The 25,024-nt window shown below is 74.1% G+C and carries 21 protein-coding genes; 4 read left to right on the top strand and 17 right to left on the bottom strand.

The annotated features are described in order from the left end of the window. Positions 1 to 346 precede the first annotated feature (346 nt). On the bottom strand, positions 347 to 1,003 hold the full coding sequence (locus tag BLV02_RS02195) for a chorismate mutase (RefSeq protein WP_176986511.1): 657 nt from the start codon (positions 1,001 to 1,003) through the stop codon (positions 347 to 349). 241 nt (positions 1,004 to 1,244) lie between these two features. Continuing rightward, complete coding sequence (locus BLV02_RS02190; RefSeq protein WP_069114226.1) at positions 1,245 to 4,421, bottom strand: ATP-binding protein; 3,177 nt, start codon at positions 4,419 to 4,421, stop codon at positions 1,245 to 1,247. Positions 4,422 to 4,538: 117 nt separating this feature from the next. Between BLV02_RS02190 and BLV02_RS02185 the strand changes: the two genes are divergently transcribed. Next, positions 4,539 to 5,930, top strand: coding sequence for an FAD-binding oxidoreductase (locus BLV02_RS02185; RefSeq protein ID WP_069114227.1), 1,392 nt, complete (start codon positions 4,539 to 4,541; stop codon positions 5,928 to 5,930). Here the strand turns inward: BLV02_RS02185 and BLV02_RS02180 are convergent. The 4 genes from BLV02_RS02180 to BLV02_RS02165 all read right to left on the bottom strand — a co-directional run bounded on the left by BLV02_RS02180 (position 5,917) and on the right by BLV02_RS02165 (position 8,153). Continuing rightward, positions 5,917 to 6,843 (bottom strand): RluA family pseudouridine synthase, encoded by a 927-nt coding sequence (locus tag BLV02_RS02180; RefSeq protein ID WP_069114228.1) that lies wholly within the window; start codon positions 6,841 to 6,843, stop codon positions 5,917 to 5,919. The genes BLV02_RS02185 and BLV02_RS02180 overlap by 14 nt on opposite strands. Continuing rightward, positions 6,840 to 7,370, bottom strand: a complete 531-nt coding sequence (gene lspA / locus BLV02_RS02175) for a signal peptidase II (RefSeq protein ID WP_171906859.1) — start codon at positions 7,368 to 7,370, stop codon at positions 6,840 to 6,842. Before lspA ends, BLV02_RS02180 begins: the two co-directional genes overlap by 4 nt. Then, entirely contained in the window at positions 7,343 to 7,768 is a 426-nt protein-coding gene (locus BLV02_RS02170; protein WP_069114280.1) for a TraR/DksA family transcriptional regulator, read from the bottom strand. Before BLV02_RS02170 ends, lspA begins: the two co-directional genes overlap by 28 nt. A gap of 121 nt (positions 7,769 to 7,889) precedes the next feature. Further along, positions 7,890 to 8,153, bottom strand: a complete 264-nt coding sequence (locus BLV02_RS02165; protein ID WP_069114281.1) for a DUF167 domain-containing protein — start codon at positions 8,151 to 8,153, stop codon at positions 7,890 to 7,892. 236 nt (positions 8,154 to 8,389) lie between these two features. Here BLV02_RS02165 and ileS point away from each other — a divergent pair, with 236 nt between their 5' ends. After that, positions 8,390 to 11,560, top strand: coding sequence for an isoleucine--tRNA ligase (ileS, locus tag BLV02_RS02160; RefSeq protein WP_069114230.1), 3,171 nt, complete (start codon positions 8,390 to 8,392; stop codon positions 11,558 to 11,560). A 57-nt stretch (positions 11,561 to 11,617) separates the two neighbouring features. Here the strand turns inward: ileS and BLV02_RS02155 are convergent, their stop codons facing one another. From BLV02_RS02155 to ftsZ, 6 genes are all read right to left on the bottom strand, one after another. Continuing rightward, positions 11,618 to 12,223, bottom strand: a complete 606-nt coding sequence (locus tag BLV02_RS02155) for a class I SAM-dependent methyltransferase (RefSeq protein ID WP_069114231.1) — start codon at positions 12,221 to 12,223, stop codon at positions 11,618 to 11,620. Positions 12,224 to 12,303: 80 nt separating this feature from the next. Continuing rightward, complete coding sequence (locus BLV02_RS02150; protein ID WP_069114232.1) at positions 12,304 to 13,107, bottom strand: DivIVA domain-containing protein; 804 nt, start codon at positions 13,105 to 13,107, stop codon at positions 12,304 to 12,306. Between the two features lie 46 nt (positions 13,108 to 13,153). Beyond that, positions 13,154 to 13,432, bottom strand: a complete 279-nt coding sequence (locus BLV02_RS02145) for a YggT family protein (protein WP_197682826.1) — start codon at positions 13,430 to 13,432, stop codon at positions 13,154 to 13,156. A 106-nt stretch (positions 13,433 to 13,538) separates the two neighbouring features. Continuing rightward, positions 13,539 to 14,078 carry a cell division protein SepF gene (locus BLV02_RS37940; RefSeq protein ID WP_069114233.1) on the bottom strand — a complete coding sequence of 180 codons (540 nt, stop codon included), beginning with the start codon at positions 14,076 to 14,078 and terminating at the stop codon, positions 13,539 to 13,541. 117 nt (positions 14,079 to 14,195) lie between these two features. Next, positions 14,196 to 14,918 carry a peptidoglycan editing factor PgeF gene (gene pgeF / locus BLV02_RS02135; protein ID WP_069114234.1) on the bottom strand — a complete coding sequence of 241 codons (723 nt, stop codon included), beginning with the start codon at positions 14,916 to 14,918 and terminating at the stop codon, positions 14,196 to 14,198. A gap of 17 nt (positions 14,919 to 14,935) precedes the next feature. Further along, positions 14,936 to 16,126, bottom strand: a complete 1,191-nt coding sequence (gene ftsZ / locus BLV02_RS02130; RefSeq protein ID WP_069114235.1) for a cell division protein FtsZ — start codon at positions 16,124 to 16,126, stop codon at positions 14,936 to 14,938. A gap of 939 nt (positions 16,127 to 17,065) precedes the next feature. Here ftsZ and BLV02_RS02125 point away from each other — a divergent pair. Together BLV02_RS02125 and BLV02_RS02120 are read left to right on the top strand one after the other, a co-directional pair. Then, positions 17,066 to 17,974 carry a YidC/Oxa1 family membrane protein insertase gene (locus tag BLV02_RS02125; RefSeq protein ID WP_083289102.1) on the top strand — a complete coding sequence of 303 codons (909 nt, stop codon included), beginning with the start codon at positions 17,066 to 17,068 and terminating at the stop codon, positions 17,972 to 17,974. Positions 17,975 to 18,071: 97 nt separating this feature from the next. Then, entirely contained in the window at positions 18,072 to 18,437 is a 366-nt protein-coding gene (locus tag BLV02_RS02120; RefSeq protein ID WP_069114237.1) for a hypothetical protein, read from the top strand. 359 nt (positions 18,438 to 18,796) lie between these two features. Here the strand turns inward: BLV02_RS02120 and BLV02_RS02115 are convergent, their stop codons facing one another. From BLV02_RS02115 to murD, 5 genes are all read right to left on the bottom strand, one after another. Beyond that, positions 18,797 to 19,549, bottom strand: coding sequence for a cell division protein FtsQ/DivIB (locus BLV02_RS02115; RefSeq protein WP_069114238.1), 753 nt, complete (start codon positions 19,547 to 19,549; stop codon positions 18,797 to 18,799). Further along, entirely contained in the window at positions 19,546 to 20,958 is a 1,413-nt protein-coding gene (gene murC, locus BLV02_RS02110) for a UDP-N-acetylmuramate--L-alanine ligase (RefSeq protein WP_069114239.1), read from the bottom strand. The genes BLV02_RS02115 and murC overlap by 4 nt, the downstream gene beginning before the upstream one ends. A gap of 4 nt (positions 20,959 to 20,962) precedes the next feature. After that, positions 20,963 to 22,054, bottom strand: coding sequence for an undecaprenyldiphospho-muramoylpentapeptide beta-N-acetylglucosaminyltransferase (gene murG / locus BLV02_RS02105; RefSeq protein ID WP_069114240.1), 1,092 nt, complete (start codon positions 22,052 to 22,054; stop codon positions 20,963 to 20,965). Positions 22,055 to 22,199: 145 nt separating this feature from the next. Further along, on the bottom strand, positions 22,200 to 23,501 hold the full coding sequence (gene ftsW / locus BLV02_RS02100) for a putative lipid II flippase FtsW (RefSeq protein WP_069114241.1): 1,302 nt from the start codon (positions 23,499 to 23,501) through the stop codon (positions 22,200 to 22,202). Continuing rightward, positions 23,498 to 24,937, bottom strand: coding sequence for a UDP-N-acetylmuramoyl-L-alanine--D-glutamate ligase (gene murD, locus BLV02_RS02095; protein ID WP_069114282.1), 1,440 nt, complete (start codon positions 24,935 to 24,937; stop codon positions 23,498 to 23,500). The genes ftsW and murD overlap by 4 nt, the downstream gene beginning before the upstream one ends. Positions 24,938 to 25,024 lie beyond the last annotated feature (87 nt).

Here is a 25,024-nt window from a genome sequence, read left to right as displayed (position 1 = left end):
GATTCGCCGTGGTAGGCATGACCCTCCCGGCCCGGGTGGGGCCCACCCTAGGGGCGGGCACCGACAGACTCGCCGACGACGACGGTTGGCCGGCGAGCCGACAGACTCGCCAACGACGTTGGGCCAGCGGGCCGGCAGACGTCGCCGACGACGGTGGGCCGGCGGGCGGACGACAACCGCGGCCTGGCCGGCGGACCGACGGCTGGCGGGCGATCGTCGGGCTGGTGACCAGGTTCTCCCACCCGGTGGCGCCTTGGCAGCTCGCACGCGGCAGCGCCCGGATGGGAGTCACCGGGGCCAGACGGTCCCGCCGCGTGCGCCGGCCGGGCGGCGAGCCCGGCGAGGCTCAGAGGCGCCAGACGGGCGGGTCGTCCGAGTCGTCGCGTTCGGCGGCGTCCAGGCCGGCCTCGATGATCGCGGTGACGATGCGGGCCAGCGACTCCGGCGGCAGCGACGGCGCACGTTCGGCCATCGCGGCGACGATGGCGGCCTCGCGGTGGGGGTCGCGGCCGGCGTGGCCGCCGACGGGCTTGAGGCGCTGCACCCGGCCGGCCAGCGCGACCCGGTGCTCCAGCAGCGTCGCCAGGGCCGCGTCGACGGCGTCGATGGCGGCGCGGCAGGCGAGGACGGTGTCCGGGACGGCGGACCGGACCAGCGGCGCGACCCGGGTGGCGGCCTCGCGGGCCTGGGCGGCGGCCGCGGCGCCGGGTGCGTCCAGCCACAGCCCGTCGGCACCGGCGGCGACGGCGGCCGCGGCGAGCTCGGGCCGCTCCCCCAGGTTGACGACGACGGGCCGGCCGTGGCGCCGCGCGGCCTCGACGACGGCCGGGTCGAGGGTGTCGACGAGGGTGACGGATCCGGCCGGGACGGCGTCGTGGTCGAGGTCGCCGCCGGCGCCGGGCGGCGCGACGACCGGCGGGCGGACGGCGTCGCGGAACGCGGCGGGAACGGCGGGGACGACGGCGCTCGCGGTGCGGGTCACCGGGTCGGACGGTGCGGTCACGGGATGCTCCTGTTCCGGGAGCGGCCGCTCGACTCGGGAGCCGGCCGCTCGGGCCACATGACGAGAGGCCCCAGGCCGGTGCCTGAAGCCTCGTGAGCCGGCTCGGATGAGGGCCGCGTTACGTCTCGACGCGGCCGGCCGCCCGGGCCGGCTCGATAAAGTCGAGGAACGTACGCATGGCCACGACGCTACCGCACCGTGTCCACGACCCGGACCGCCTGGTTCACATGACGAGACGGCGTCAGCGCGGACGCAGCGCCGCGTGGCAGGCCGCCGCCACCGTGCGCGCGGCCGCCAGCGGCGCCGTCCAGCCGGTCCGCTCCCCGGCCGCCAGCAGCGGCGCGAGCAGCTCGACCGCGCCCCGCGGGTCACCGCGACGGAGCCGGGCGCGGGCCAGTGCCACGTACGTGTCGGCGCCGTACAGCCAGACCGACCCGGGCGGCGTGCCGACGGCCCGCAGCATGGCGTCGGCCTCCTCGAGCAGCGAGCGCGAGTCCGTCGCCGCGGCCAGCGCGGCCAGGCAGGGCAGCCGGTACGCCTCGGTGCCATGCCGCTCGGCGATCGTCAGCCCGCGCTCCAGCAGCGTGACGGCCTCGGCGGTGCGGTCCAGCTCGACCAGCGTGGTGGCGTAGGCGGCCATGCTCGCGGCGCCGAACCAGGCGTGCGCCGGCAGCGTCAGGGACCGGCGCCCGTGCCTGACGGCGTCGTCGGGCCGGCCGCGCAGCCGCGCGATCCAGCCGAGGTTCGCCTCGTACCAGGACTCGTACCCGGTGTACCCGCTGCGCCGGTTGACGGCCAGCGCCTCCTCGACGCGGCTGGTGGCGGTGTCCCAGTCGCCGCGGGCGATCGCCGGGAACGCGGACTCGAACACGCACCACTGCAGCAGCCAGAGGTCGCCGGAGCGGCGGCACAGCGACTCCAGCTCGTCCAGGACGACGCGCAGCTCGCGCACCTCGCCGAGGTAGGCGTGCGCCGTTTTCAGCCCGTCCAGCGCCACCGTCAGCGCGTGGTCGCCGCCGACGACGCGGGCCAGCGACAGCGCTCGCCGTCCGTACGACAGGGCGTCGTCGAAGCGCAGCCGGTTGGCCGACAGCACCGAGAGCCACGCCAGCAGCTCCGACTCCGCCGGACGGTCGCCCAGCCGCTGCGCCAGCCGCAGGCTCTCCTCGAGGTGCACCGTCCCCTCCGCCACCGGCCGGCCGCCGCCGGCCCACGCCGGACCGCCGAGCTGGCGCAGGGCGCGCATCTCCAGATCCTGGTCGCCGGCCGCCCGGGCCGCCCGCAGCGCCTCCGCGTGGTCGGCCACCGCGTCGGCATAGCGGAACATCGCCTCGCGCGCACGACCGCGGGCCAGGTGCGCCCGGCCGGTCAGCTCGACGTCGCCGCTGCGGCCGGCCGCGTCGATGGCCTGGCGCAGCAGTGCCTCGGCGTCGCCGACGGCGTACCGGCGCAGCGCCTGCTCTCCCGCGGCCAGCCAGCCCGGCCCGGCCCGCGCCCAGTCGCCCGCGGCGGCGGCGTGCCAGGCGACCGCCTCGGGGTTGCCGGCCTGCAGGTCCGCGGCGCGCAGGTGGTACGCGACGCGGGTGGGCGGCGGCGTCGCGGCGTACAGGGTCTCCTGGACGAGGTCGTTCCCGAACTCGTACGAGCGGCCGGCCACCACGAGCAGCCGGGTCGGCAGGATCCGGTGGCAGCGCCGGGCCGCCTCCTGCGCGCTGAGGTCGAGCAGGCCGGCCAGCGTCATCGGCGTGAACGACGAGCCGAGCACGGCCGCGGCGTGCAGCAGCTCCTCGGCCTGCGGCCCGGCCCGCCGGACCCGGGCCATGACGCTGGCCCGCAGCGAGTCCGGGATGCCCTCCTCGCCCGCGGCCAGCGCACGCAGCGTCTCGACGACGAACAGCGTGTGGCCGCGCGTGCGCCGGGCGATCTCCGCACCGTGCGCCTGCTGGCCGGCGTCGGCGGCCAGCCGCGCGATCGCCGCCGCGTCGAGCGGGCCGACGTCGAGCCGCTCGGCGACCCCGGCCAGCGTGGTGAGCACCCGCTCGCCCTCGTCCGCCCGGACGGTGCCGATCACCAGCAGCCGGCCGCCGGACGTGTGCCGGCCGAGGTAGTGCAGCAGCTCGACGGTGGCCGCACCGGCGTGGTGCAGGTCGTCGACGACGAACACGACCGGCTGCCGGGCGGCCAGCCGGCGCAGGAAGCCGGTGACGGCGTCGTAGACGCGACGGCGCTCGGCGGCGGCGCTGCGCCGCTCCGGCGGTGGCTCTCCGAGCAGCGCCGCCACCTCCGGCACCAGCGTGGCCAGGGCGCCGGCGCGGTCGCCGGCGGCCTGCCGCAGCACCGGCGCGGGCAGCTGGGCTACCAGCCGGCCGAGCGCCTCGGCCACCGGTTGCAGGAACAGCGAGCGCTCGACGTCGTAACAGCGCGCCTCCAGGGTGCGGCCGCCGGTGCGGCGGGCCAGCCGGGCGGCCTCCTCGGCCAGCGCGGTCTTGCCGATGCCGGCCTCGCCGGCGAGCAGCACCAGGGCGCCGTCGCCCTCGACCGTCCGCTCCCACAGCCGGACCAGCCGGGTGAGCTCGGCCGCGCGCCCGGGCAGCCGCGCGGCGCCGGCGACGGTCTCGGCGGCCGGCTCCGCGACGGCGACGGCAGCGGCCGGCGTCGCCTGCTCGCGCAGGATCGCGAGGTGCAGCTCGCGGGTGGGCGGCGCCGGGTCGACGCCCAGCTCGGCGGCGAGGCCGGCGCGCAACCGGTCGAACACCGCCAGCGCCCGGGCCGGCTCGCCGGCGGCGTCGTAGGCGCGCATCAGCGACCGCGCGGACCGCTCGTCCAGCGGCTCGGCCGCGGCCGCCGCCTCCGCCGCCGCGAGGGCTGCCGTGACGTCCCCCGTCCGCACCCCCGCCTCGGCCGCGACGGCGCGGGCCCGGCCGGTCAGATCGGCCTGGAGCCGCCGGCCCTCGCCCGCCCAGGCGGCGTCGGCCTCGTCGGCCAGCAGCGGCGCGGCGCCGACGAGGTCCAGTGCGGCCTGGGCGGCGGCCAGCGCGAGCGCCGGTTCCGCGGTCGCCAGCCGCAGCTCCGCCTCGTCGACGAGGTCCGCCGCCACGTGCAGGTCGACCCGCACGCCGTCGCCGAGCCGGTAGCCGGACCGGCCGCCCGCCACCACGTCCTGGCCGAGCGCCGCGCGCAGCCGGCTCACCAGCGTCGCGACGCTCGCCTCCGGCCGCCGCGGCGGCGGCCCGGCCCACAACGCCTCGACGATCGCGTCGACGGGCACCAGCCGGCCGCCCGCGACGCCCAGCAGGGCCAGCAGCGTCCGCCCCTTGCGGTCGCCCACCTCGCCGGCGGCCAGCGCCCGGCCCGCGCGCACCACGGTCAGCGCACCGACCACGTGCACCTGCAGCTCAGCACCGTCCGCCGCGCTCACCCCCCTGCACCAGGTCGTACTCCTCCCGGCAGCGCCGGTCAAGAGCGACCGCAACGCCACCGCAACGCGCCGTGGCACCGTCCGGAAGGTCCGAGAGATCCACCGACGGGGGAAACCATGAGCACCGCCATCGAGACCGGGCGCACCGCGCACCGGGAGCTCACCGACGTCCGCGGCCGGCTGACCGGCCCGGAGGACGCCGGCTACGACGAGGCCCGCAAGGTCTACAACGCCATGATCGACCGGCGACCGGCGCTGATCGCGCGCTGCGCCGACGCCGACGACGTCGCCCGAGTCGTCCGCTTCGCCCGCGACCACGGGCTGCCGCTGGCGATCCGCGGCGGCGGCCACAACGGCGGCGGCCTGGGCGTCGTCGACGACGGCGTCGTCATCGACCTGGGCGACCTGCGCGACGTCGTCGTCGACCCCGTGGCCCGGACGGCGCGCGTCGGCGGGGGCTGCACGTGGGGCGAGGTCGACCGCGCGACGAACGCGTTCGGGCTGGCCACGCCCAGCGGGATCATCTCCACGACGGGGGTCGGCGGGCTCACCCTGGGCGGCGGCCTCGGCCACCTGACCCGCGCGTTCGGCCTGGCCATCGACAACCTGCTCGAGGTCGACATGGTGCTGGCCGACGGCGAGCGCGTCACGGCCAGCGCGGCCGAGCACCCGGACCTGTTCTGGGCCGTGCGCGGTGGCGGCGGCAACTTCGGCGTCGTCACGTCGTTCCTGTTCCGGCTGCACGAACTGGACACCGTCATCGCCGGCCCGACGTTCTGGCCGGTCGAGCAGACCGCCGAGGTGCTGTCCGCCTACCGCGACTTCCTGCCCGCCGCGCCGCGTGAGCTCAACGGGTTCTTCCTGGTCGGAGCGGTGCCGCCGGCGCCGCCGTTCCCGGAGGAGCTGCACCTGCGCACCATCTGCGGCGTCGTCTGGTGCCACGTCGGGTCCGCGGAGCAGGCCGCCGCCGACATGGCGCCGCTGCTGGACGCGCTGCCCGAGCCGCTGCTGCACGCGCCGTCCGCGATGCCGCACCCGGCCCTGCAGAGCGCGTTCGACGGCCTCTACCCGCCGGGCGACCAGTGGTACTGGCGGGCCGACTTCGTCACGGAGATCCCGGACGATGCGGTGGCGATCCACGCCGACTTCGGCGCCCGGCTGCCCACCTGGAAGTCGACCATGCACCTGTATCCGATCGACGGCGCCGCCCACGACGCCGGATCCGCCGACACGGCCTGGAGCTACCGCGACGCGCGCTGGGGCTCGGTGTTCGCCGGCGTCGACGCCGACCCGGCCAACGTCGAGCGCATCCGCTCGTGGTCGGTGGACTACTTCACGGCGCTGCACCCGTACTCGGCCGGCGGCGCCTACGTGAACATGATGATGGACGAGGGCGAGGACCGGGTCCGGGCCAGCTACCGCGACAACTACGAGCGGCTGGCCCGGGTCAAGGCGCGCTACGACCCGGACAACCTGTTCTGGGTCAACCAGAACATCAAGCCGGCCTGATCGCGTCCAGGGCCTGCTGGAGGTCGTCGGGGTAGGCCGAGGTGAACTCGGCCCACTCCCCCGTCCCCGGGTGCTCGAAGCCCAGCCGCATGGCGTGCAGCCACTGCCGCGTCAGCCCCAGCCGGGCGGCCAGCGTGGGGTCGGCGCCGTAGGTGAGGTCGCCCACGCAGGGGTGCCGCAGCGCGCTCAGGTGCACCCGGATCTGGTGCGTGCGCCCGGTCTCCAGGTGGATCTCCAGCAGGCTGGCCGCCGGGAACGCCTCCAGCGTCTCGTAGTGCGTGACGCTGGGCTTGCCGCCGGCGACGACGGCCCACTTGTAGTCGTGCTGCGGGTGGCGGTCGATGGGGGCGTCGACGGTGCCGCGGGACGGGTCCGGGTGGCCCTGGACCAGCGCGTGGTAGACCTTGTCGACCGTGCGCTCCTTGAACTGCCGTTTCAGCGACGTGTAGGCGCACTCGGACTTCGCCACCACCATGAGGCCGCTGGTGCCGACGTCGAGGCGGTGGACGACGCCCTGCCGCTCGGCCGCGCCGCTGGTGGAGATGCGGAAGCCGGTGCCGGCCAGGCCGCCGACGACCGTGGGACCGGTCCAGCCGGGGCTGGGGTGCGCCGCGACACCGACCGGCTTGTCGACGACGACGATGTCGGGGTCGTCGTGGACGATGCGCATGCCCTCGACCCGCTCGGGGACGACCTGCACCGGCGCCGGCGGCGCCGGGAGCTCGACCTCCAGCCAGGAGCCGCCGCGCACTCGCGCGGACTTCATCGCGACGGAGCCGTCGACGACGACGTGGCCGTCCTCGACCAGCGCCGCGGCCTTGCTGCGCGAGAACCCGAACAGCCGGGCCAGGGCGGCGTCGAGGCGCTCGCCCTCCAGGCCGTCGGGGACGGGGAGACTGCGGTGCTCGCTCACGACGCGACCACCTCGCGCCGCCGGGCGTCGTGCGGGATGCCGCGCACGCTCAGCACGGCCACCAGCACCGCACCGGTGACGATGGCGGTGTCGGCGAGGTTGAAGACCGGCCAGTTCGGCAGCTCGACGAAGTCGACGACGTGGCCGCGGAACGCGCCGGGCATGCGGAAGATGCGGTCGGTGAGGGTGCCCAGGGCGCCGCCCAGCACGGCGCCGAGCGCCACCGCCCAGCCGCGGTGCGCCACCCGGCGTCCGACCACGACGATGACCAGCACGACCGCGATGGCGACCACCGTCAGCACCGGCGTCAGGTTCGTGGCCAGGCTGAACGCGGCGCCCGGGTTGCGGATCAGCCGCAACTGCACGACCTCGCCCAGCACCGGGACGGCCCGGCCGGGGTCGAGCAGCGCGACCGCCAGGATCTTCGTCAGCTGGTCGGCCGCCAGCACGGCGGCGGCCACGGCCAGGAGGACGCCGGTGCGGCGGCGCCCTCCGTCCGTCAGCGGCGCTCCTGCTTCTGCTTGCACGTCATGCACAGTGTGGCCCGCGGGAACGCCTGCAACCGGGCCTTGCCGATGGGGTTGCCGCAGTTCTCGCAGATGCCGTAGGTGCCGTTCTCGATGCGGCCCAGCGCCCGCTCGGTCTGGTTGAGCATGTCGCGGTGGCTGGCGGCCAGCGACATCTCGTGCTCGCGCTCGAACGTCTTGGTGCCGGTGTCGGCTTGGTCCTCGCCGCCGGTGTCGCCGCTGCGCAGCAGGTCGGCGATGTCGGCCTCGGCCTCGGCGATCTCCTCGCGCAGCCGCGTGCTGTCGGACCTCAGCAGGTCACGGACCTCCGTGAGCTCGGCTTCGGTCCACGGGTCCTCGTCCTCGCGGACCACCAGGGCGGCCGCCTCAGCGGCCTCGACCTTGCTGTTCCCGGCCATGGTGTCCACCTTCGCCTTCGCACCCGCCATCTGCCTCGCCACCCTTCCGTACCCCCGTTGCCCCGTCCCACCCCTGCATGTGAGCCAGGTGCCGTGAGAATAGATCGTGACCCGCCCGTCATCAATCCGCCTCGCGCATGAGATCTGCCAGGCGTGATGCCGTCGCGTCCGGGACCTCGACTGTCTTGGTCCTGCTGGTCGCTCCGGTGAGCAACGTCACCTCCCTGCGACGTATTCCCAACGCGCCGGCCACGGCCTCCAGTGCCGCCTTCGTGGCGGCTCCGTCGACGGCCCGCGCTTGCACCGCCACGACGAGGGCGTCGCCGTACCGGCCGCCCACCGCCGTCCGGGAGGCGCCCGGCCGCACCCGGATCGTCACGCGCACGGGCCCCAGAATAGGTCGCCACAGGGGGCTGTGCCCGTCGTACACTGGTCAGCGTCGCGAGCAGGCGTTGACGGGGCCATCACCTCCGAGCCGCCGGAAGAACGGCGCCAAGGCGCTCACTAGACCCGGCCGCGGCGAACGAAGCGGACCGGCGTCGCCGGTCAAGGAGGGTGGTACCGCGGGGTCCGCCTCGTCCCTCCGTCGGGAGCTGCTGACGGAGGATTCGAGAGACGACCATGACCAACGCGACCGAGCCGACCGGCTACCGCGAGGTGCCCGCCCAGGTCGACCTGCCGGCGCTGGAGCACGACGTGCTCGCGCTGTGGCGCGACAACGACGTGTTCGCGCAGACGGTGAAGAACAGCGAGGGCCGCCCGCTGTGGACCTTCTACGAGGGTCCGCCCACCGCCAACGGCATGCCCGGCACCCACCACATCGAGGCGCGCGCGTTCAAGGACGTGTTCCCCCGCTACCGGACGATGAAGGGCTACCACGTGCCCCGTCAGGCCGGCTGGGACTGCCACGGCCTGCCGGTCGAGATCGCCGTCGAGAAGGAGCTCGGCTTCCAGACCAAGAGCGACATCGAGGCGTTCGGCGTCGCCGAGTTCAACCAGAAGTGCCGCGAGTCGGTGCTGCGCCACGTCGACGCGTTCGAGCAGCTCACCGACCGTATGGGCTACTGGGTCGACCTCTCCCAGGCGTACCGCACCATGGACGCGTCGTACGTGCAGAGCGTCTGGTGGTCGCTGAAGCAGATCTTCGACAACGGCCTGCTGGTCGAGGACTACCGGGTGTCGCCGTACTGCCCGCGCGACGAGACCGCGTTGTCGTCGCACGAGCTGGCGCAGGGCTACGAGACCGTCGTCGACCCGTCGGTGTACGTGCGGTTCCCGCTGACGGGCGGGCCGCTGGCCGGTCAGGCGTCGCTGCTGGTGTGGACGACCACGCCGTGGACGCTGGTCTCCAACACCGCCGTCGCCGCGCACCCCGACGTCACGTACGTGGCCGCGCGGGCCGCGGGCTCGTCCGAGCTGCTGGTCGTCGCCGAGCCGCTGCTGGCGACGGTGCTGGGCGACGACGCCGAGGTGATCTCGTCGTTCACCGGCGCCGACATGGAGCGGTGGACGTACCAGCGCCCGTTCGAGCTGGTCGACATCCCCGACGCCCACATCGTCGTCGTCGACGGCTACGTCACCACCGAGGACGGCACCGGGCTGGTGCACCAGGCGCCCGCGTTCGGCGCCGACGACCTCCGCGTCTGCCGCCGCTACGACCTCCCGGTGGTCAACCCGGTGGGCGCCGACGGCACCTTCGCCGCGGACGTCCCGCTGGTCGGCGGCCAGTTCTTCAAGCGCGCCGACGCCGACCTCGTCGACGACCTCGAGCAGCGCGGCGTGCTGTTCCGGCACGTCCCGTACGAGCACGAGTACCCGCACTGCTGGCGCTGCCACACGCCGCTCATCTACTACGCGCAGCCGTCCTGGTACATCCGCACCACGCAGATCAAGGACGCGTTGCTGCGCGAGAACGAGAAGACCAACTGGTACCCCGAGACCATCAAGTGGGGCCGCTACGGCGAGTGGCTGCGCGGCAACGTCGACTGGGCGCTGTCGCGCAACCGGTACTGGGGCACGCCGCTGCCGATCTGGCGCAACGACGACGACCCGTCCCGCATGGTGTGCGTGGGGTCGCTGGCGGAGCTGTCGGAGCTGTCCGGTCAGGACCTCTCCGAGCTCGACCCGCACCGGCCCTACGTCGACGACGTCACCTTCACCCTCGACGGCGTGCCCGGCACGTTCCGCCGCGAGCCGTACGTCATCGACGTCTGGTACGACTCCGGCGCCATGCCGTTCGCGCAGGTCGGGTACCCGTACGCGCCCGGAAGCGCCGAGGCGTTCGAGAAGTCGTACCCGGCGCAGTTCATCAGCGAGGCGCTCGACCAGACCCGCGGCTGGTTCTACACGCTGATGGCCATCGGCACGCTGGTGTTCGACCGGTCGTCGTACGAGAACGTCGTCTGCCTGGGACTGATCCTCGCCGAGGACGGCAGGCGCATGAGCAAGCACCTCGGCAACATCATCGAGCCGATCCCGCTGATGGACGAGCACGGCGCCGACGCCGTCCGCTGGTTCATGCTGGCCAGCGGCTCGCCGTGGCTGCCGCGCCGGGTCGGGCGCGCGAGCCTGCAGGAGATCGTCCGCAAGGTGCTGCTGACCTACTGGAACACCGCGTCGTTCCTGTCGCTGTACGGGCGGACGGCCGGGTGGACGCCGGGCGCGGGGGCTCCCCCGGTGGCCGAGCGGCCGGTGCTGGACCGCTGGGCGCTGTCCGAGTTGCACCGGCTGGTCCGCGAGGTCGACGCCGCCATGGACGGCTTCGACACGCAGGCGGCGGGCGCGAAGCTGACGGCGTTCGTCGACGACCTCTCCAACTGGTACGTGCGGCGGTCGCGGCGGCGGTTCTGGGACGGCGACCCCGCCGCCCTGGCCACCCTGCACGAGTGCGTCGAGACGCTGACGCGGCTGATGGCGCCGATGGTGCCGTTCGTCACCGAGCGGGTCTGGCAGGACCTCGTCGTGCCGTCCGACCCCGACGCCGCCGCGTCGGTGCACGCCGCGACGTGGCCCGAGGCCGACGCGACGCTGATCGACGACGCGCTGCGGGCCGAGATGGCGCTGACCCGGCGGCTGGTCGAGCTGGGCCGGGCCGCCCGGGCGGAGTCGAAGGTGCGCACGCGCCAGCCGCTGTCGCGCGCGCTGGTCGGCGCCCGCGGCTGGGACACCCTGCGGCCGGAGCTGCGCGCCGAGGTCGCCGACGAGCTGAACGTGGCGTCGGTGCTGTCGCTGGCCGAGGCCGGCGCCGGCGAGGACCTCGTCGACGTGTCCGCGAAGGCGAACTTCCGGTCGCTGGGCAAGCGGTTCGCCAAGGACACCCCGCGGGTGGCGGCGGCGGTCGCGGCGGCCGACGCGCCGGCGCTGGCGGCGGCGCTCAAGTCGACCGGCCGGGCGTCGGTCTCCGTCGACGGGTTGGGCGAGGTCGAACTGGCGCCCGACGACGTCGTCGTCACCGAGACGCCGCGCGAGGGCTGGGCGGTCGCCCGCGAGGGCGAGACCGTCGCGCTGGACCTCACGCTGACCGACGCGCTGGTCCGGGCTGGTCTGGTCCGCGAGGCGGTCCGGCTGGTCCAGGAGGCCCGCAAGGCGTCCGGCTTCGAGGTATCCGACCGCATCGAGCTGGCGTGGTCGGCGTCGGACCAGCTGGCGGCCGCGCTGCGCGAGCACGGCGACCTGCTGGCCGACGAGGTGCTGGCGACGTCCGTCCAGGAGGGGCTCGACGCCCTCGACGGCCTGCCCGACCACGGCGACGACGACCTCGGGCTGACGTTCCGAGTGCGCCGGGTCGCCTGACGGCGTTGCGACGCGCCCCGGCCCCTCGTGGGCTGGGGCGCGTCGTGCGTTCCGGCGCTACGTCGCCAGCGTGGCGACCAGGTCTCCGTGCCGCCGGACGCCGGGATCCTGCCGGGCCGACGCCCGCTCGACGACGAACCCGTGCGGCGCGAGCAGGTCGCCGAGCGCGTCGGCGGACCAGTAGTACGCCGTCGTCACCGCGTGGTCGAACGCCGCGCCGGCCGCGCCGTCGACGAACCCGAGCAGCAGCGACCCGCCGGGCGCCAGGACGCGGGCGAACTCGCCCAGGATCGCCGGGACGCCGCCCGGCGGGGTGTGGATGAGCGAGTACCAGGCCAGCACACCCCCGGCGGACCCGTCGGCGACCGGCAGCGCGGTGAGGTCGCCCACCGTGAAGTCGGGCGACGCGAACCGTTGCCGTGCCGCGTCGACGAAGCGAGCCGACGCGTCGACGCCGGTCACGTCGCGCGTCCCGGCCTGCGCGAGCAGGTCGCTCCAGTGCCCCGGGCCGCAGCCGGCGTCGACGATGCGCCCGTCGATGCCGTGCTGCCAGCGTTCGATCGTGTCGCGGTCCTGCTGAGCCGATTGGCCGACCGAACCGAACAGCTCGATGTACTCGTTCGCGCGCGCGTCGTACGCGGCGCCGACGTCCGTCACCGTCACGCCGTCACGCTAGCGGACGGGCGCGCGAAGGGGCCCGGCCGGCGGAAACCGCCGGCGTCGGGCCCCTTTCGCGTGGAGCGTCAGCGCTGTTCGTCGTCGAGCAGGCTGGCGACCGAGCGGAGCGAACCGCCCGTCTGCGTCGCCTGGGCGTTGTTGCCGCCGGGGCCGGACGACTGCGGCGCACCGCCACCGCCCGCTGCCGCCGCGGGGACCTGCCCCACGCCGGTGTCGGCTTCGTCGACACCGCCGGTCTCGAGCTTGCGCAGCTCGCGCTCGAGGTAGGACTTCAGCCGGCTGCGGTACTCGCGCTCGAAGGCACGCAGCGTCTCGAGCTCGCGCTCGAGGTCGGCACGGTCGGACTCGAGCTTGCCGAAGACCTGGGAGCGGCGCTTCTGCACCTCCTGCTCGATCGAGTCGGCCCGCTGCCGGGCGTCCTGCTCGATCTTCGCGGCCTTGGCCTTCGTCTCGGAGTCGAGCTTGTCGGCACGGCTGCGAGCGTCGTTCATGAGGCGGTCGGCCTCGGCCTTGGAGTCGGCGACGAGTTCGTCGGCCGTCTTCTGGGCCAGGGCGAGCACCTTGGCCGCGGCGTCGCTGGGCTGCACGCCGACCGGCGCTGCGGCGGCCGCAGCAGACGGCGGGGCCTCGGGAGCCTTCGGCGCCTCCGGCTGGCGCGGAGCCTGGATGGGCTCGGCCGACGCGGCGACTCCGCCGCCACGGGTCACGGCGGAGAGCTTGTCGCGCAGCTCGTCGTTCTCGCGCTGCATGCGAGCAAGCTCGGCCTCGACCTCGTCCAGGAACTCGTCGACCTCCTGCATGTCGTAACCCTCGCGCAGGCGGACCGTCGTGAACTCTTTGTTCTGGACGTCCTCGGGCGTCAGTGGCATAGCGTCACCTCGGATGTGGGCATAGGCAGAATGTCACCGTACCGCGTCATCCTAGGGATCCGACAACAACAAGCAGAATCTGGACCAGGATGATGAGCACGATGAACGCCAGGTCTAGGGCAACCGAACCGATCCGCAACGGCGGCAGCACACGGCGAATCGCGCGCAACGGCGGGTCGGTCACCGTGTAAATGGCCTCCAGCACCACCAGCACCAGCCCCTTGGGCTGCCACTCGCGGGCGAAGACCTGGATCCAGTCGACCACGAGCCGGACCAGCAAGGCGATGAAGAACAGCCACAACACCGCGGAGAGGATCTGACTCACAGCCGACACAACACCTGAACTTACCCGACGTCGGCGCGGATCGATGACTGGGACACGGCGAGCCGGGCGCGAGTTCGCGGAGTTTGCGAATCACGCCCGGCCCAGGTCAGCTCTGGTTGAAGAACCCGCCGCTGACCATGCGGGCCTTGTCCTCGGCCGTCACGCTGACGTCCGCGGGTGTGAGCAGGAACACCTTCGCCGTGACGCGGTCGATGCTGCCGCGCAGGCCGAAGATGAGCCCGGCGGCGAAATCGACCAGCCGCTTGGCGTCGACGTCGTCCATCTCGGAGAGGTTCATGATGACGGGCGTGCCGTCACGGAAGTGCTCGCCGAGCGTGCGCGCCTCGTTGTATGTCCGCGGGTGCAGCGTGGTGATGCGCGCCTCACGCATGGCCGGTGCCCTCCGTACTGCCTGAACCGGACGGCGGTCGGCGAGCGAGGCGACCGTGGCGGTGTGCTCGCGTTCGGGCGCCCGCTCTCGCTCGCGGCGCTCGGGGAGCCGCTCCTCGGGCTCCTCGGCCGCCGTCTCCTCGTACTCGTCGGCGTACGCCTCGTCGTAGTCGTCGTCGGTGTATTCGTCGTCGTAGCGGTCTCGGTCCTCCACGAGGCCGAGGTAGACCGCAACCTTGCGCATTGCGCCGGCCATTCAAGTCCTCCGACTAGTGGTGGACGGTCCCCTGTTGATCCAGACACTAGCCCTGGGTACAGCCGGATCCGGGGATTGTGAGCGCGACACGCCCACGTGTCGCAGCAGTCACACCAATCACGCCTGACTCATCCATGCCACTCCGGCGAACCGTCCGGTCACGCCGTCACGGCGGTAGGAATAGCTGTGCGGATCCTCGATCGTGCAGGTCGCGACGGTCTCGACGGCGGCGCCGGCGGCCCGCAGCTGCGCGACGACGCCGGCGGGGACGTCCAGGCCCGGTGTGCCCTGCCTGGTGACCGCCCACGCCTCCGGCACGACGGCGGCGACGTCGGCGCGCATGGCCTCGGGCACCTCGTAGCAGCGCCCGCAGACGGCCGGGCCCACCCGCGCGACCAGCTTGCGGGCGCCGAGGTCGCGCATGGCCGAGATGACCGCGGGGACCACGCCGGCCTTCAGCCCGGGCCGGCCCGCGTGCGCGACGCCGATCACGGCCGCGTCCGGGTCGGCCAGCAGCACCGGCACGCAGTCGGCGACGAGGACGGCGAGCGCGCGGCCCGGCCGCGTCGTCACCAGCGCGTCGACCTCGGGCGCCGGCCCGGTCCACGGCCCGTCGACCACGGCGACCGCGTTGCCGTGCACCTGGTTCATGTAGTTCACGCCGTCGGGCGGCAGGCCGATCGCCGCCGCGAGCCGCGCCCGGTTGGCGGCGACCGCGTCCGGGTCGTCGCCGACGTGCCCGCCGAGGTTGAGCGAGTCGTACGGCGCGACGCTGACGCCGTCGTGCCGGTCGGTGAAGGCGAACCGGACGGAACCGGCCGCGCTGGTGTCGCGGAGCACTACGACTTCAGCCTGTGCTATTTCAAGAAATCGGGCACGTCCAGGTCGTCGCTGGCCGTGGACGGGACGATGCGGCGCTGTTCGCGGGGCGGGGCGGGCGGCGCGGCGGGTGCGCCGTCACCGTCGGCGCCGCCCGTGTCCCCCTCGTTGCTCGGCTTCGCCGCGGCCGGGGTGGCCGTGGCGACCGAGCCGATGCCCCCGGCGGCGGAATGACCCGCCGTCTCGGGCTTCTTGACGGTGCCGAGGTCGCGGCGGACCGGCTGCCCGCCGTCGAACCCGGCCGCGATGACGGTGACCCGCACCTCGTCGCCGAGGGCGTCGTCGATGACCGCACCGAAGATGATGTTGGCGTCGTCGTGCGCCGCCTGGGCGACCAGGTTGGCCGCCTCGTTGATCTCGAACAGCCCGAGGTCGGAGCCGCCGGACACCGACAGCAGCACGCCGTGCGCGCCGTCGATCGAGGCTTCGAGCAGCGGGCTCGATATCGCCATCTCGGCCGCCGCCACCGCTCTGTCCTCGCCGCGGGCGGACCCTATGCCCATGAGCGCCGAGCCGGCGTTGCTCATGACCGACTTCACGTCGGCGAAGTCGAGGTTGATCAGGCCGGGCGTCGTGATGAGGTCGGTGATGCCCTGGACACCGGACAGCAGCACCTGGTCGGCGCTCTTGAACGCGTCGAGGACGCTGACCTGGCGGTCGCTGATGGACAGCAGCCGGTCGTTCGGGATGACGATCAGCGTGTCGACCTCTTCGCGCAGCGCCTCGATGCCGTCCTCGGCCTGCATGGCCCGGCGTCGCCCCTCGAACATGAACGGGCGGGTCACGACGCCGATGGTCAGTGCGCCGAGGGAGCGCGCGATGCGGGCCACCACCGGCGCGCCGCCGGTGCCCGTCCCGCCACCCTCGCCCGCCGTGACGAAGACCATGTCGGCGCCCTTGAGCACCTCTTCGATCTCCTCGGCGTGGTCCTCGGCCGCCTTCCGGCCGACGTCGGGGTTGGCGCCGGCGCCCAAGCCGCGCGTGGCCTCTCGGCCCACGTCGAGCTTCACGTCGGCGTCGCTCATCAGCAGCGCCTGCGCGTCGGTGTTGATCGCGATGAACTCGACGCCCTTGAGGCCGACTTCGATCATGCGGTTGACCGCGTTGACTCCGCCGCCGCCGATGCCGACGACTTTGATCACCGCGAGGTAGTTCTGCGGAGCAGTCACTGGACATCGCCTTTCGTCGAGTTCAAACCCTCACCCTCAAGTTGAGGTTTATAGTTATGTCAACCTGAGGATGATGAAACGCTAAGCGCCATTCCGGCTCGGCTCCCGTAGACACGCCGTAGTCCGCACGGATTGACCGCCTCGTGGTCTCAGCGCGCCCGAGTGCGCTTACCCTGGTCGCCATGACTCGGCGGCTCGGCGGCGACTCCGGTGCGGGCGACGAACCTCGCCCCGCGTCCGACGCTGCTGCCGGGCCCGGTCCCGCCACGGGCGGCGACCCCCGCCCCGATCCCCGCCCGGCCTCCGACGCTGCCGCCGGACCCGGTCCCGCCGCAGGCGACGGCACCAGCCACGGCCCAGCCCCCGAACCCGCCGACGCTGCCGCGAGCGCCGTTCCCGGCCACGGCGACGCCACCACCAGTCGCCGCGACGGCCCTGGCGCCGGCCGCCGGGCCGCCCGCGCTGGGGGTCCCGCCGTGACCCCGGACGCCGCCGGAACGAACCGTCGCTCCGCCCGCGCCCGCCGCCGGAGCCGTGGCGCCGCATCCGCCCGCCGCCGCTCCCCCGCGTCCCGCGGCCTGGCGTCCCGACTCGGCGCCATCGTGTCCCGGCTGGCCACGCGCTGGGCGGCCGCCATCGCGGTCGTCGTGGCGACGATCCTCGCCGGAGTCTTCGCGACGCCCCTCGGCTCGGCCCCCGGCGTGGTCGCGCTGCTCGCCGTCCTCGTCATGGTCCTCGCGATGCTGGCCACGTCGCGTTCCCGCGTCCCCGCCGCCCCGCGGTACGGCCCCGGCCTGCGCCGCGTGGCCGCCGCACCTCCCATCGTCATCGCCCAGACCGACCCCGACGCCGCCGCCCGCCCGCGGCCGAGAGCGCCGTCCGGACAGCTGGTTCCGCTCAGCTGTCCGTTCACGTGCTCTCGTTCCGAAGGGTCCCGTCATGTTGTCCGTTCTCGACACACCTGCCCAGGGCGTCTCCGTGCTCGTCCTCGGCCTCTCCTCCGTTGTGGAGCCGCTCGCCGGTGACGCCGCCACCGGCCTCGCCATCCTCCTCGTCGTCGTGCTCGTCAGGCTGGCGCTGCTGCCGCTGAGCCTGCGTGCCGCCCGGGCCGGACGTGCCCGGCTGGCGCTCCGCCCGGCCGAGTCGCGGCTGCGGGAGCGGTTCCGCCGCGATCCCGTCCGCCTGCGCCGCGAGCTCACCGCCCTGCACCGCGCCCACGGCACCTCAGCGTTCGCCGGCCTCGGCGCGTCGCTGGCTCAGGCGCCGTTCGTCATGGTGTTGTACCGGCTGTTCTCCTCGCCGACGCTCAACGGCGGGGCGAACGCGCTGTTCACGCACACGCTGTTCGGCGTGCCGCTGAGCGACCGCTGGATTGCCGCCCTCGGCTCCGGCGTCGTGCCGGCCGAGCTCCTGGTCTTCGGCGCCGTCTTCGTCCTGCTGATCCTGGTCGCCTGGTGGTCCTCCCGCCTCGCCGCCCGGTCGGCGGATCGCCTCGCCGCCGCGGCCGGCGAGCCCGGTACCGGTTCGCCCTCGTCATCGCCCCGCCGGTCCACCGGCCGCCCGTCCTCGCCCTCCGGCTCGCCCCGCCGCTCGGGTTCGCCCCGCCGCTCGGGTTCGCCCCGCCGCCCCGGGCAGCGCTCCTCGCCGTCCGAGGTCGAGGCTCTGATGGCTCGGCTCGGCCGGATCCTCCCCTTCGGCACGGTCGTCGTGGCCGCGTTCCTGCCGCTCGCCGCCGCGCTGTACCTGCTGGTCACGACCGCCTGGACGGCCGCCGAACGGTCGATTCTGTGGCGCGACCCGCGAGACCCCCGCGACCGGCGGGGCGGCGCGCTCCCGTCGGCCGCCTGACCGCGCTCCATCCACAGCCCTCACCAATCCCCGGACTTGTCCACATTTCCCTCCTTCCCCCTCGCCCATCCCCGCCCCATCTGGCGCAATTGAAGCCATGACGAACACCCACACCCACCCCACGCCCCTCACCATCGACGGACTGGAGGTCCACGAACGCCGCATCCCCCGCCAGCGCATCCGCACGCAGTTCGACGACGAGATCGCGCGGCTCATCCGCGACCGCGTCCAGGCCGACCTCGCCAAACGCATGGCGCGCCGACGACGCCACCGCCAAGACCGCGACGCCCTCGAGCAACGCCGTCGCTACGCCAAGCAGGCGTTGAACGCCGAGAAGCTCGCCGCCAGGGCGCAGCAGACCTGCCGTTGCACCCAGCCGCGACCACCCGCGTTGCTCGGACGAGATCCCGGCGGCGGGACGAGCGTGCTCACCCTCTGCCCGGTCTGCGGACGGAGAAGCTGATGACCACGCCCGGTCCGTCCGGCTGACCGCCACCGCGCGCGGGCGGCCGGGGCGACGAGCGATGACCTCCCTTCATGATCATCAACCTTTTGAGCTGCTATGACGACTGAAAGGGTGGATGGTTTCGGTCAGCCCCTCGGGCGATGGGGCCGGTCGCCTGTTGCCGCCCCGTTCGGACGGCCCGGCCAGGCCGAGACGGGGCGACACCGTGACGACGGGGACGTCACCGTGCCGATCACACGACATCGCCGGTGATAGCTGGATCTCATGATCGGTGACGCCGTCATCAGCACTTTCGGTGGCGGCTGACAAGCCAGTGAACCGCACACGCCTGTCGCCGGCGGCACGCGCGTGGCGCGTCAGGGGTTGACGGCGGGATGCTCCGGCGCGGACACGTCGTACGACGACGGCGGCTCCTCCTGGGCGCCGATCAGGGCCAGCAGCACGTCGGCCTTGCGGTCGATGTCGTCGGCGGTGCCCCAGCGCACCTCCGCGCCGTCGGCGAGCCCGAGCCTGATGTCGGCCTCCGAGCGCGCCTCCACGGTGTCGACGAGGTCGTACAGCGCGTCGGGCAGCCCCGTCAGCACGGTCACGCCCGCCGCACGCACGGCGTCGTCGACGTCGGAGGACGAGTCGTCGCCGGGGGCGCTCAGCACGGGCAGGTCGTCCGGCCGCGAGTCCGCGGCGCCGAACAGGGCGCCGGTCTCGTCGACATTCCACCACGAGCCCTCGGCCGACACCGCGGCCACCGGCACCCGCGGCGTCACGTCGATCGTCAGCGTCGACGGCCACGACCGGCGCACGTCGACGGACGCGGCCTCCGGCAGCTCGGCGACGCGGCCGGCGATGGCGTCGGTGTCGACCCGCGCCAGCGGCGCGCCCATGGGCACGTCGGCCCGCGACAGCACGTCCTCCGACAGCGACGACGGCACACCCTCGACCGATACCGACTTCACGGAGAGCACACTTGACCAGCCGACCAACCACACCAGTCCCGACACCACGGCCAGGCCGAGCAACGCCAGCAGCAGGCCGAACAGCCGCCGCAGCCGCTGCCGCCGGGCCCGCGCCGCGAAGAGCTGCGCGCTCGGCGACCGCGACGCGACGCTCATCGCGACCGTGCCGCCAGCACGTCGAGCACTTCCGGACCGATCAGCGTGACGTCGCCGGCGCCGACGGTCAGCAGGATGTCGCCGGGCTCGGCGCGCGACGCCGCGAGCTCCGGCACCGCCGACCACGACTGCTCGAACACCACGTGCGACGGCGGCAGCGGCACCGCGGCGGCCACCAGCGCACCGGTCACGCCGGGCTCGGGGTCCTCGCGCGCGGCGTAGACGTCCATGACGACGACCTCGTCGGCCGCGCCCAGGGCGGTGCCGAACTCGGTCGCGAAGATGCGGGTGCGGCTGAACAGGTGCGGCTGGAACACCACGACGACGCGGCCCGCCCCGGCCACGCCGCGGGCGGCGGCCATCGCGGCGGCCACCTCGGTGGGGTGGTGGGAGTACTCGTCGTACACCCGCACACCGCCGGCCACGCCCTTGAGCTCGAACCGGCGCCGGGTCCCGGTGTAGCCGGCCAGGCCGTCGAGCACGTCGCCGGCGGCGAAGCCGAGGCCGAGCGCGGCGGTGAAGGCGGCGGCCGCGTTCAGGGCGTTGTGCCGGCCGGGCAGCTGCAGCTGGATCCGCTCCTGCCGGCGGCCGCGGGCCACCAGCTCGAACGACACGCCGGGCCCGTTGAGATCCAGCGCGGTCACCCGCACGTCGGCGTCGCGCGACTCCCCGAACGTGTGCACCACGACGCCGCGCTGGGCGGCCCGCTCCCCCAGGGCGCGAGCGCCGGGGTCGTCGGCGCAGACCACGAGGAAGCCGGAGACGCAGTCGACGAACGCGTCGAACGCGGCCTCGTACGCCTCCGGGGTGCCGTAGAAGTCGAGGTGGTCGGCCTCCACGTTGGTGACGATCGCCACCTCGGGCTCGTAGGCCAGGAACGACGCGTCGCTCTCGTCGGCCTCGGCGACGAAGATGTCGCCGCTGCCGTCGTGGGCGTTGGCGCCCGATTCGTTCAGGTTGCCACCGATCGCGAACGACGGGTCGGCGCCGCAGTGCTGCAGCGCGACCGTGATCATCGACGTGGTCGTGGTCTTCCCGTGGGTGCCGGCCACGGCGATCGCGCGCCTCCCGGCCATCACCGACGCCAGCGCGGCGGCCCGGGGCAGGATCGGCAGGGCCCGCTCGCGCGCCTCGACGATCTCGGGATTGCTCTCGCGGATCGCCGTCGACACCACGACGGTCTCGGCGAGGCCGACGTTCGACGCGGCGTGCCCGACATGCACCTCGGCGCCGAGCGCGCGCAGGCCGGCCAGCACGCCCGAGTCCTTGGCGTCGCTACCCGACACCGGCACGCCGCGGGCGAGCAGGATGCGGGCGATGCCGCTCATGCCGGCACCGCCGATGCCGACGAAGTGGACCCGGCCCAACTTCTCCGCGGGCACGGTCCGCTCCGGTGGCGAGACGATCACGTGGTCAACCTCCGACGCTCTTCTGTGCAGCCGCGCGCCGGACCATGTCGACCAGGCGATCGTCGGCGTCGCGACGACCGAGAGTAGCCGCTGCGGCACCCATCGCGTCCAACCGAGCCCTGTCGCCCAGCAACGGGGTCACCTCGGCGGCCAGCCGCGACGGGGTCAGCTCACCGTCCGCGACCAGCACACCGCCGCCGGCGGAGACGGTCGGCAGGGCGTTGAACCGCTGCTCGCCGTTGCCGTGCGGAAGCGGGACGTAGACGGCCGGCAGCCCGACGGCGGCCAGCTCGGCGCAGGTGATCGCGCCCGCGCGGCAGACGGCGAGGTCGGCGGCGGCGTAGGCGAGGTCCATGCGGTCGACGTACGGCACGGGGACGTATCCGGGACGGCTCGCGGCGGACGCGGCCTCGGCGCGGGCCGGCCCGACGGCGTGCAGTACCTGGAAGCCGGCCTCGAGCAGCTGGTCCAGCGACCCGTCGACGGCCTCGTTGATGCGTCGCGCGCCCTGGCTGCCGCCGAAGACGAGCAGCGTGGGCAGCGACGGATCGAGGCCGAAGAACGCGCGGCCCTCGGCCTGCGACGCGGGGCGGTCGAGCAGGGCGATCGAGCGGCGCAGCGGGATGCCGACGTGCTGGGCGTGCGGCAGCGTGATGGCGGGGGTCGCGACGCCGACGAACGTGGTGAAGCGGGCGCCGACGCGGTTGGCCAGCCCGGGCTTGGCGTTCGCCTCGTGCACCACGATCGGCACGCCCGCCCGGCGTGCCGCCAGGTACGCGGGCAGCGCGACGTAGCCGCCGAACCCGACGAGCACCTCGGCCTCCTTCGCACGCAGCACGTCGGTGGTCTGGCGAACGGCGGACCGCACCCGCATCGGCAGCCGGAGCAGGTCGGGCGAGGGACGGCGCGGCAGCGGGACCGGCGGGATCAGCGCCAGCTCGTAGCCCCGCTCCGGAACGAGCCGCGTCTCGAGCCCACGCTCGGTGCCGAGCAGCGTGACCTCTGCACCCGGGTCGGCGCGCCGCACCGCCTCGGCCGTCGCCAGGGCAGGTTCGATGTGCCCGGCGGTACCGCCGCCGGCCAGGACGACCTTCACCCTCAAATCCTCCCCGAGCAGCGACGTCGCCGAAACGCCCGCGTCCGCACCGGCCGTGGGAAGTTGGCCGCGGGCACCGGCCGGTCCGGCCGCACCGCTCCTTCGTGGGCCGGCGACACGCCGGCCTCAGACCACGCCTGCGCCCTCACGCGCGGATCCTCCTCAACCGGCGGCGCTCCCGCCGTGCCTGCTTGCGGGCCGCCAGAGCTTCACGGGCGCCGGGTTCCTCCTTGGCGAGCGCCATCAGGATCCCGACCGCGACGATGACGACGACCATGGAAGCGCCACCGTACGACACCAGCGGCAGCGGCACGCCGATGACCGGGAAGACGACGAGGACGCTGCCGAGATTGATGATCGCCTGGACGATCAGCCAGCCGGTGATCCCGGCCGCCGCCAGGCGGGTGAACGTGTCGGTGGTGCGCATGGCGATGCGGATGCCGGCGAACCCGAGCGCGAAGAACAGCCCGAGCACCATCAGCGCACCGGGCAGCCCGAGCTCCTCGCCGAGGATGGAGAAGATGAAGTCGGTGTGGGCTTCGGGCAGCTGGCCCCACTTCAGCCGGCTCGCGCCGAGCCCGCTCCCCCACCAGCCGCCGGTGGCGAACGCGTAGATCGAGTTGGCCGCCTGGTACCCGGTGCCGGAGAAGTCGGAGAACGGGTCGAGGAAGCTGACGACGCGCGACATGCGGTTCTCGGAGGCGGTGACGAAGTACGCACCCACCACACCCACCACACCGAGCGCCAGCCCGAACAGCCACGTCGGCACGCCCACGACCCACAGCAGCGTCAGCACGATCGCCATCAGCACGAGCGCCGTGCCGAGGTCGTGCTGGCCGATCGTCAGCGCGACGATGGCACCGGACACCGGCACGAACGGGATCATCAGGTGCTTCCACTGCGTCAGCAGCCGGCCCTTCAACGCGAACATGCCGGCGCCCCACACGATCAGCGCCAGTTTCGCCGGCTCGGACGGCTGGATGAGGAACGGGCCGCCGAGATCGAGCCAGTTGGTGTTGCCGCCGCGCGTGACGCCGAGGCCGGGCACGAACGTCAGCATCAGCAGCATCGCCGCCACGATCAGCATCGGCAGCCCGAACTTGCGGATCAGCCGGGCCGGCATCCGCGACGCCACCCAGGCCATCGGCAGCGCGACGATGACCCACGCCAGCTGGCGGGCGAAGAAGTAGTACGGGTAGCCGAACTGCACCCGCGACATGACGCTCGACGCCGAGAAGACCATGATCAGGCCGAGCACCAGCAGCAGGCCGGCCGACCCGAGCACCAGGTAGTACGACGCTAGCGGGCGCCGCAACAGGCGGCGCAGCGACTCGGCCGCGGCCGTGCGCATCGGCTTCGCCCCGGCCGCCGAGCCCGAACCGCCGGAACCCGAGCCGCCAGCCCCGCCGGCCGAACCGCCCGGCGTCCGCTGGTCGATCGTGCTCACGGCGTCGCGCGGCCCCCGGGTAGCCGTCGCACCGCATCAGCGAAGGCGTCGCCCCGGGCACCGTAGTTGGCGAACATGTCCATGGACGCGCACGCCGGCGCCAGCAGCACGGTGTCGCCCGGGCGGGCGAGCCCGGCGGCGGCGGCCACGATGCGGTCCATGGCCTCATTGTCGGTGTCGGGAACGTCGACAACCGGTACATCCGGTGCGTGTCGTGCGAGCGCTTCGGCGATGACGGCGCGGTCGGCGCCCAGCAGGACCACGCCGCGCAGCCGCGTCCGCACGTCACGCACGAGCGAGTCGAACGACGCGCCCTTGGCCAGCCCGCCCGCGATCCAGACCACCGGGTCGTACGCGGCCAGCGAGGCCGCCGCCGCGTGCGGGTTGGTCGCCTTGGAGTCGTCGACGTAGGTGACGTCGCCCAGGACGGCGACGGTGGCGATGCGGTGCGGATCGGGCTCGTACCCGCGCAGGCCGTCGCGGACGGCGACCGGCGGCACGCCGATCGACCGCGCCAGCGCGGCCGCGGCCAGGGCGTTCGCGACGTTGTGCGGCGCGGCCGGACGGACGTCGCCGACCGCCGCCAGCTCCGCCGCCGACGTCTGCCGCTCGGCGATGAACGCGCGGTCGACCAGGTACTCGTCGACGACGCCGACCATGCCGACCGAGGGGATGCCCAGCGTGAACCCGATCGCCCGCGCCCCCTCGCGCACGTCGGCGTCGCGGACCAGCTGCTCGGTGACGGGGTCGGCCACGTTGTAGACGCAGGCGGTCTCGACGCCGGCGTAGATGCGCCCCTTGTCGGCGACGTAGGCGTCCATCGAGCCGTGCCAGTCGACGTGGTCGGGCGCGATGTTGAGGACGGCGGCCGACCGCGCGGCCATCGAGTACGTCCAGTGCAGTTGGTAGCTCGACAGCTCGACGGCGATGACGTCGTGGCCGCCGGGGTCCATGACGGCCGACACGATCGGGTCGCCGACGTTCCCGGCGGCGGCCGCGCGCAGGCCGGACGCCCGCAGCATCGAGGTCAGCATGCGCACGGTCGTCGTCTTGCCGTTGGTGCCGGTCAGCACCAGCCACGGGGTCGCGGGGTCGCGGATGCGCCAGGCCAGCTCGACCTCGCCCCAGATCGGGACGCCGGCGGCGGCCGCGGCGGCCAGCAGCGGCGACGACGGCTTCCAGCCCGGCGACGTCACGACCAGCTGGGTGCCGGCCGGCAGCGACGCTGTCGAGCCGGGCCCGAGCGAGATCTCGGCGCCGAGGATGCGCAGGATGGTCGCGCGCTCCTGCTCGGCCGGGCCGTCGCGGTCCTCGAGGACGGTGACCTGGGCGCCGAGCTGGATCAGCGTGTCGGCGGCCGCGTACCCGGACACCCCGAACCCGGCGACGGTGACGCGCAGCTCGGACCACGGGCTGTCCCGCTCGGCCGACGCCAGCCAGGAGGGGGCGGCGTGCCCGCTCCCCGGCGCAGCGCCGCCGCCGCCCACGGACCCGGCACCCTCCGGCGCAGCGCCGCCCACGGA

The sequence above is a fragment of the Jiangella alba genome (assembly GCF_900106035.1).
GTDB lineage: Bacteria > Actinomycetota > Actinomycetes > Jiangellales > Jiangellaceae > Jiangella > Jiangella alba.
The sequence above is the reverse complement of the archived record's forward strand: the minus strand, read 5'-3'. Positions and strand labels throughout refer to the sequence as shown.

Bases quoted from the DNA above. Each gene is read 5' to 3' on its own strand.
- BLV02_RS02185 (WP_069114227.1), top strand. From the start codon at position 4,539: ATGAGCACCGCCATCGAGACCGGGCGCACCGCGCACCGGGAGCTCACC.
- BLV02_RS02150 (WP_069114232.1), bottom strand. From the start codon at position 13,107: ATGCCACTGACGCCCGAGGACGTCCAGAACAAAGAGTTCACGACGGTC.
- BLV02_RS37940 (WP_069114233.1), bottom strand. From the start codon at position 14,078: ATGGCCGGCGCAATGCGCAAGGTTGCGGTCTACCTCGGCCTCGTGGAG.
- ileS (WP_069114230.1), top strand. From the start codon at position 8,390: ATGACCAACGCGACCGAGCCGACCGGCTACCGCGAGGTGCCCGCCCAG.
- BLV02_RS02170 (WP_069114280.1), bottom strand. From the start codon at position 7,768: ATGGCCGGGAACAGCAAGGTCGAGGCCGCTGAGGCGGCCGCCCTGGTG.
- BLV02_RS02120 (WP_069114237.1), top strand. From the start codon at position 18,072: ATGACGAACACCCACACCCACCCCACGCCCCTCACCATCGACGGACTG.
- BLV02_RS02115 (WP_069114238.1), bottom strand. From the start codon at position 19,549: ATGAGCGTCGCGTCGCGGTCGCCGAGCGCGCAGCTCTTCGCGGCGCGG.
- BLV02_RS02125 (WP_083289102.1), top strand. From the start codon at position 17,066: ATGTTGTCCGTTCTCGACACACCTGCCCAGGGCGTCTCCGTGCTCGTC.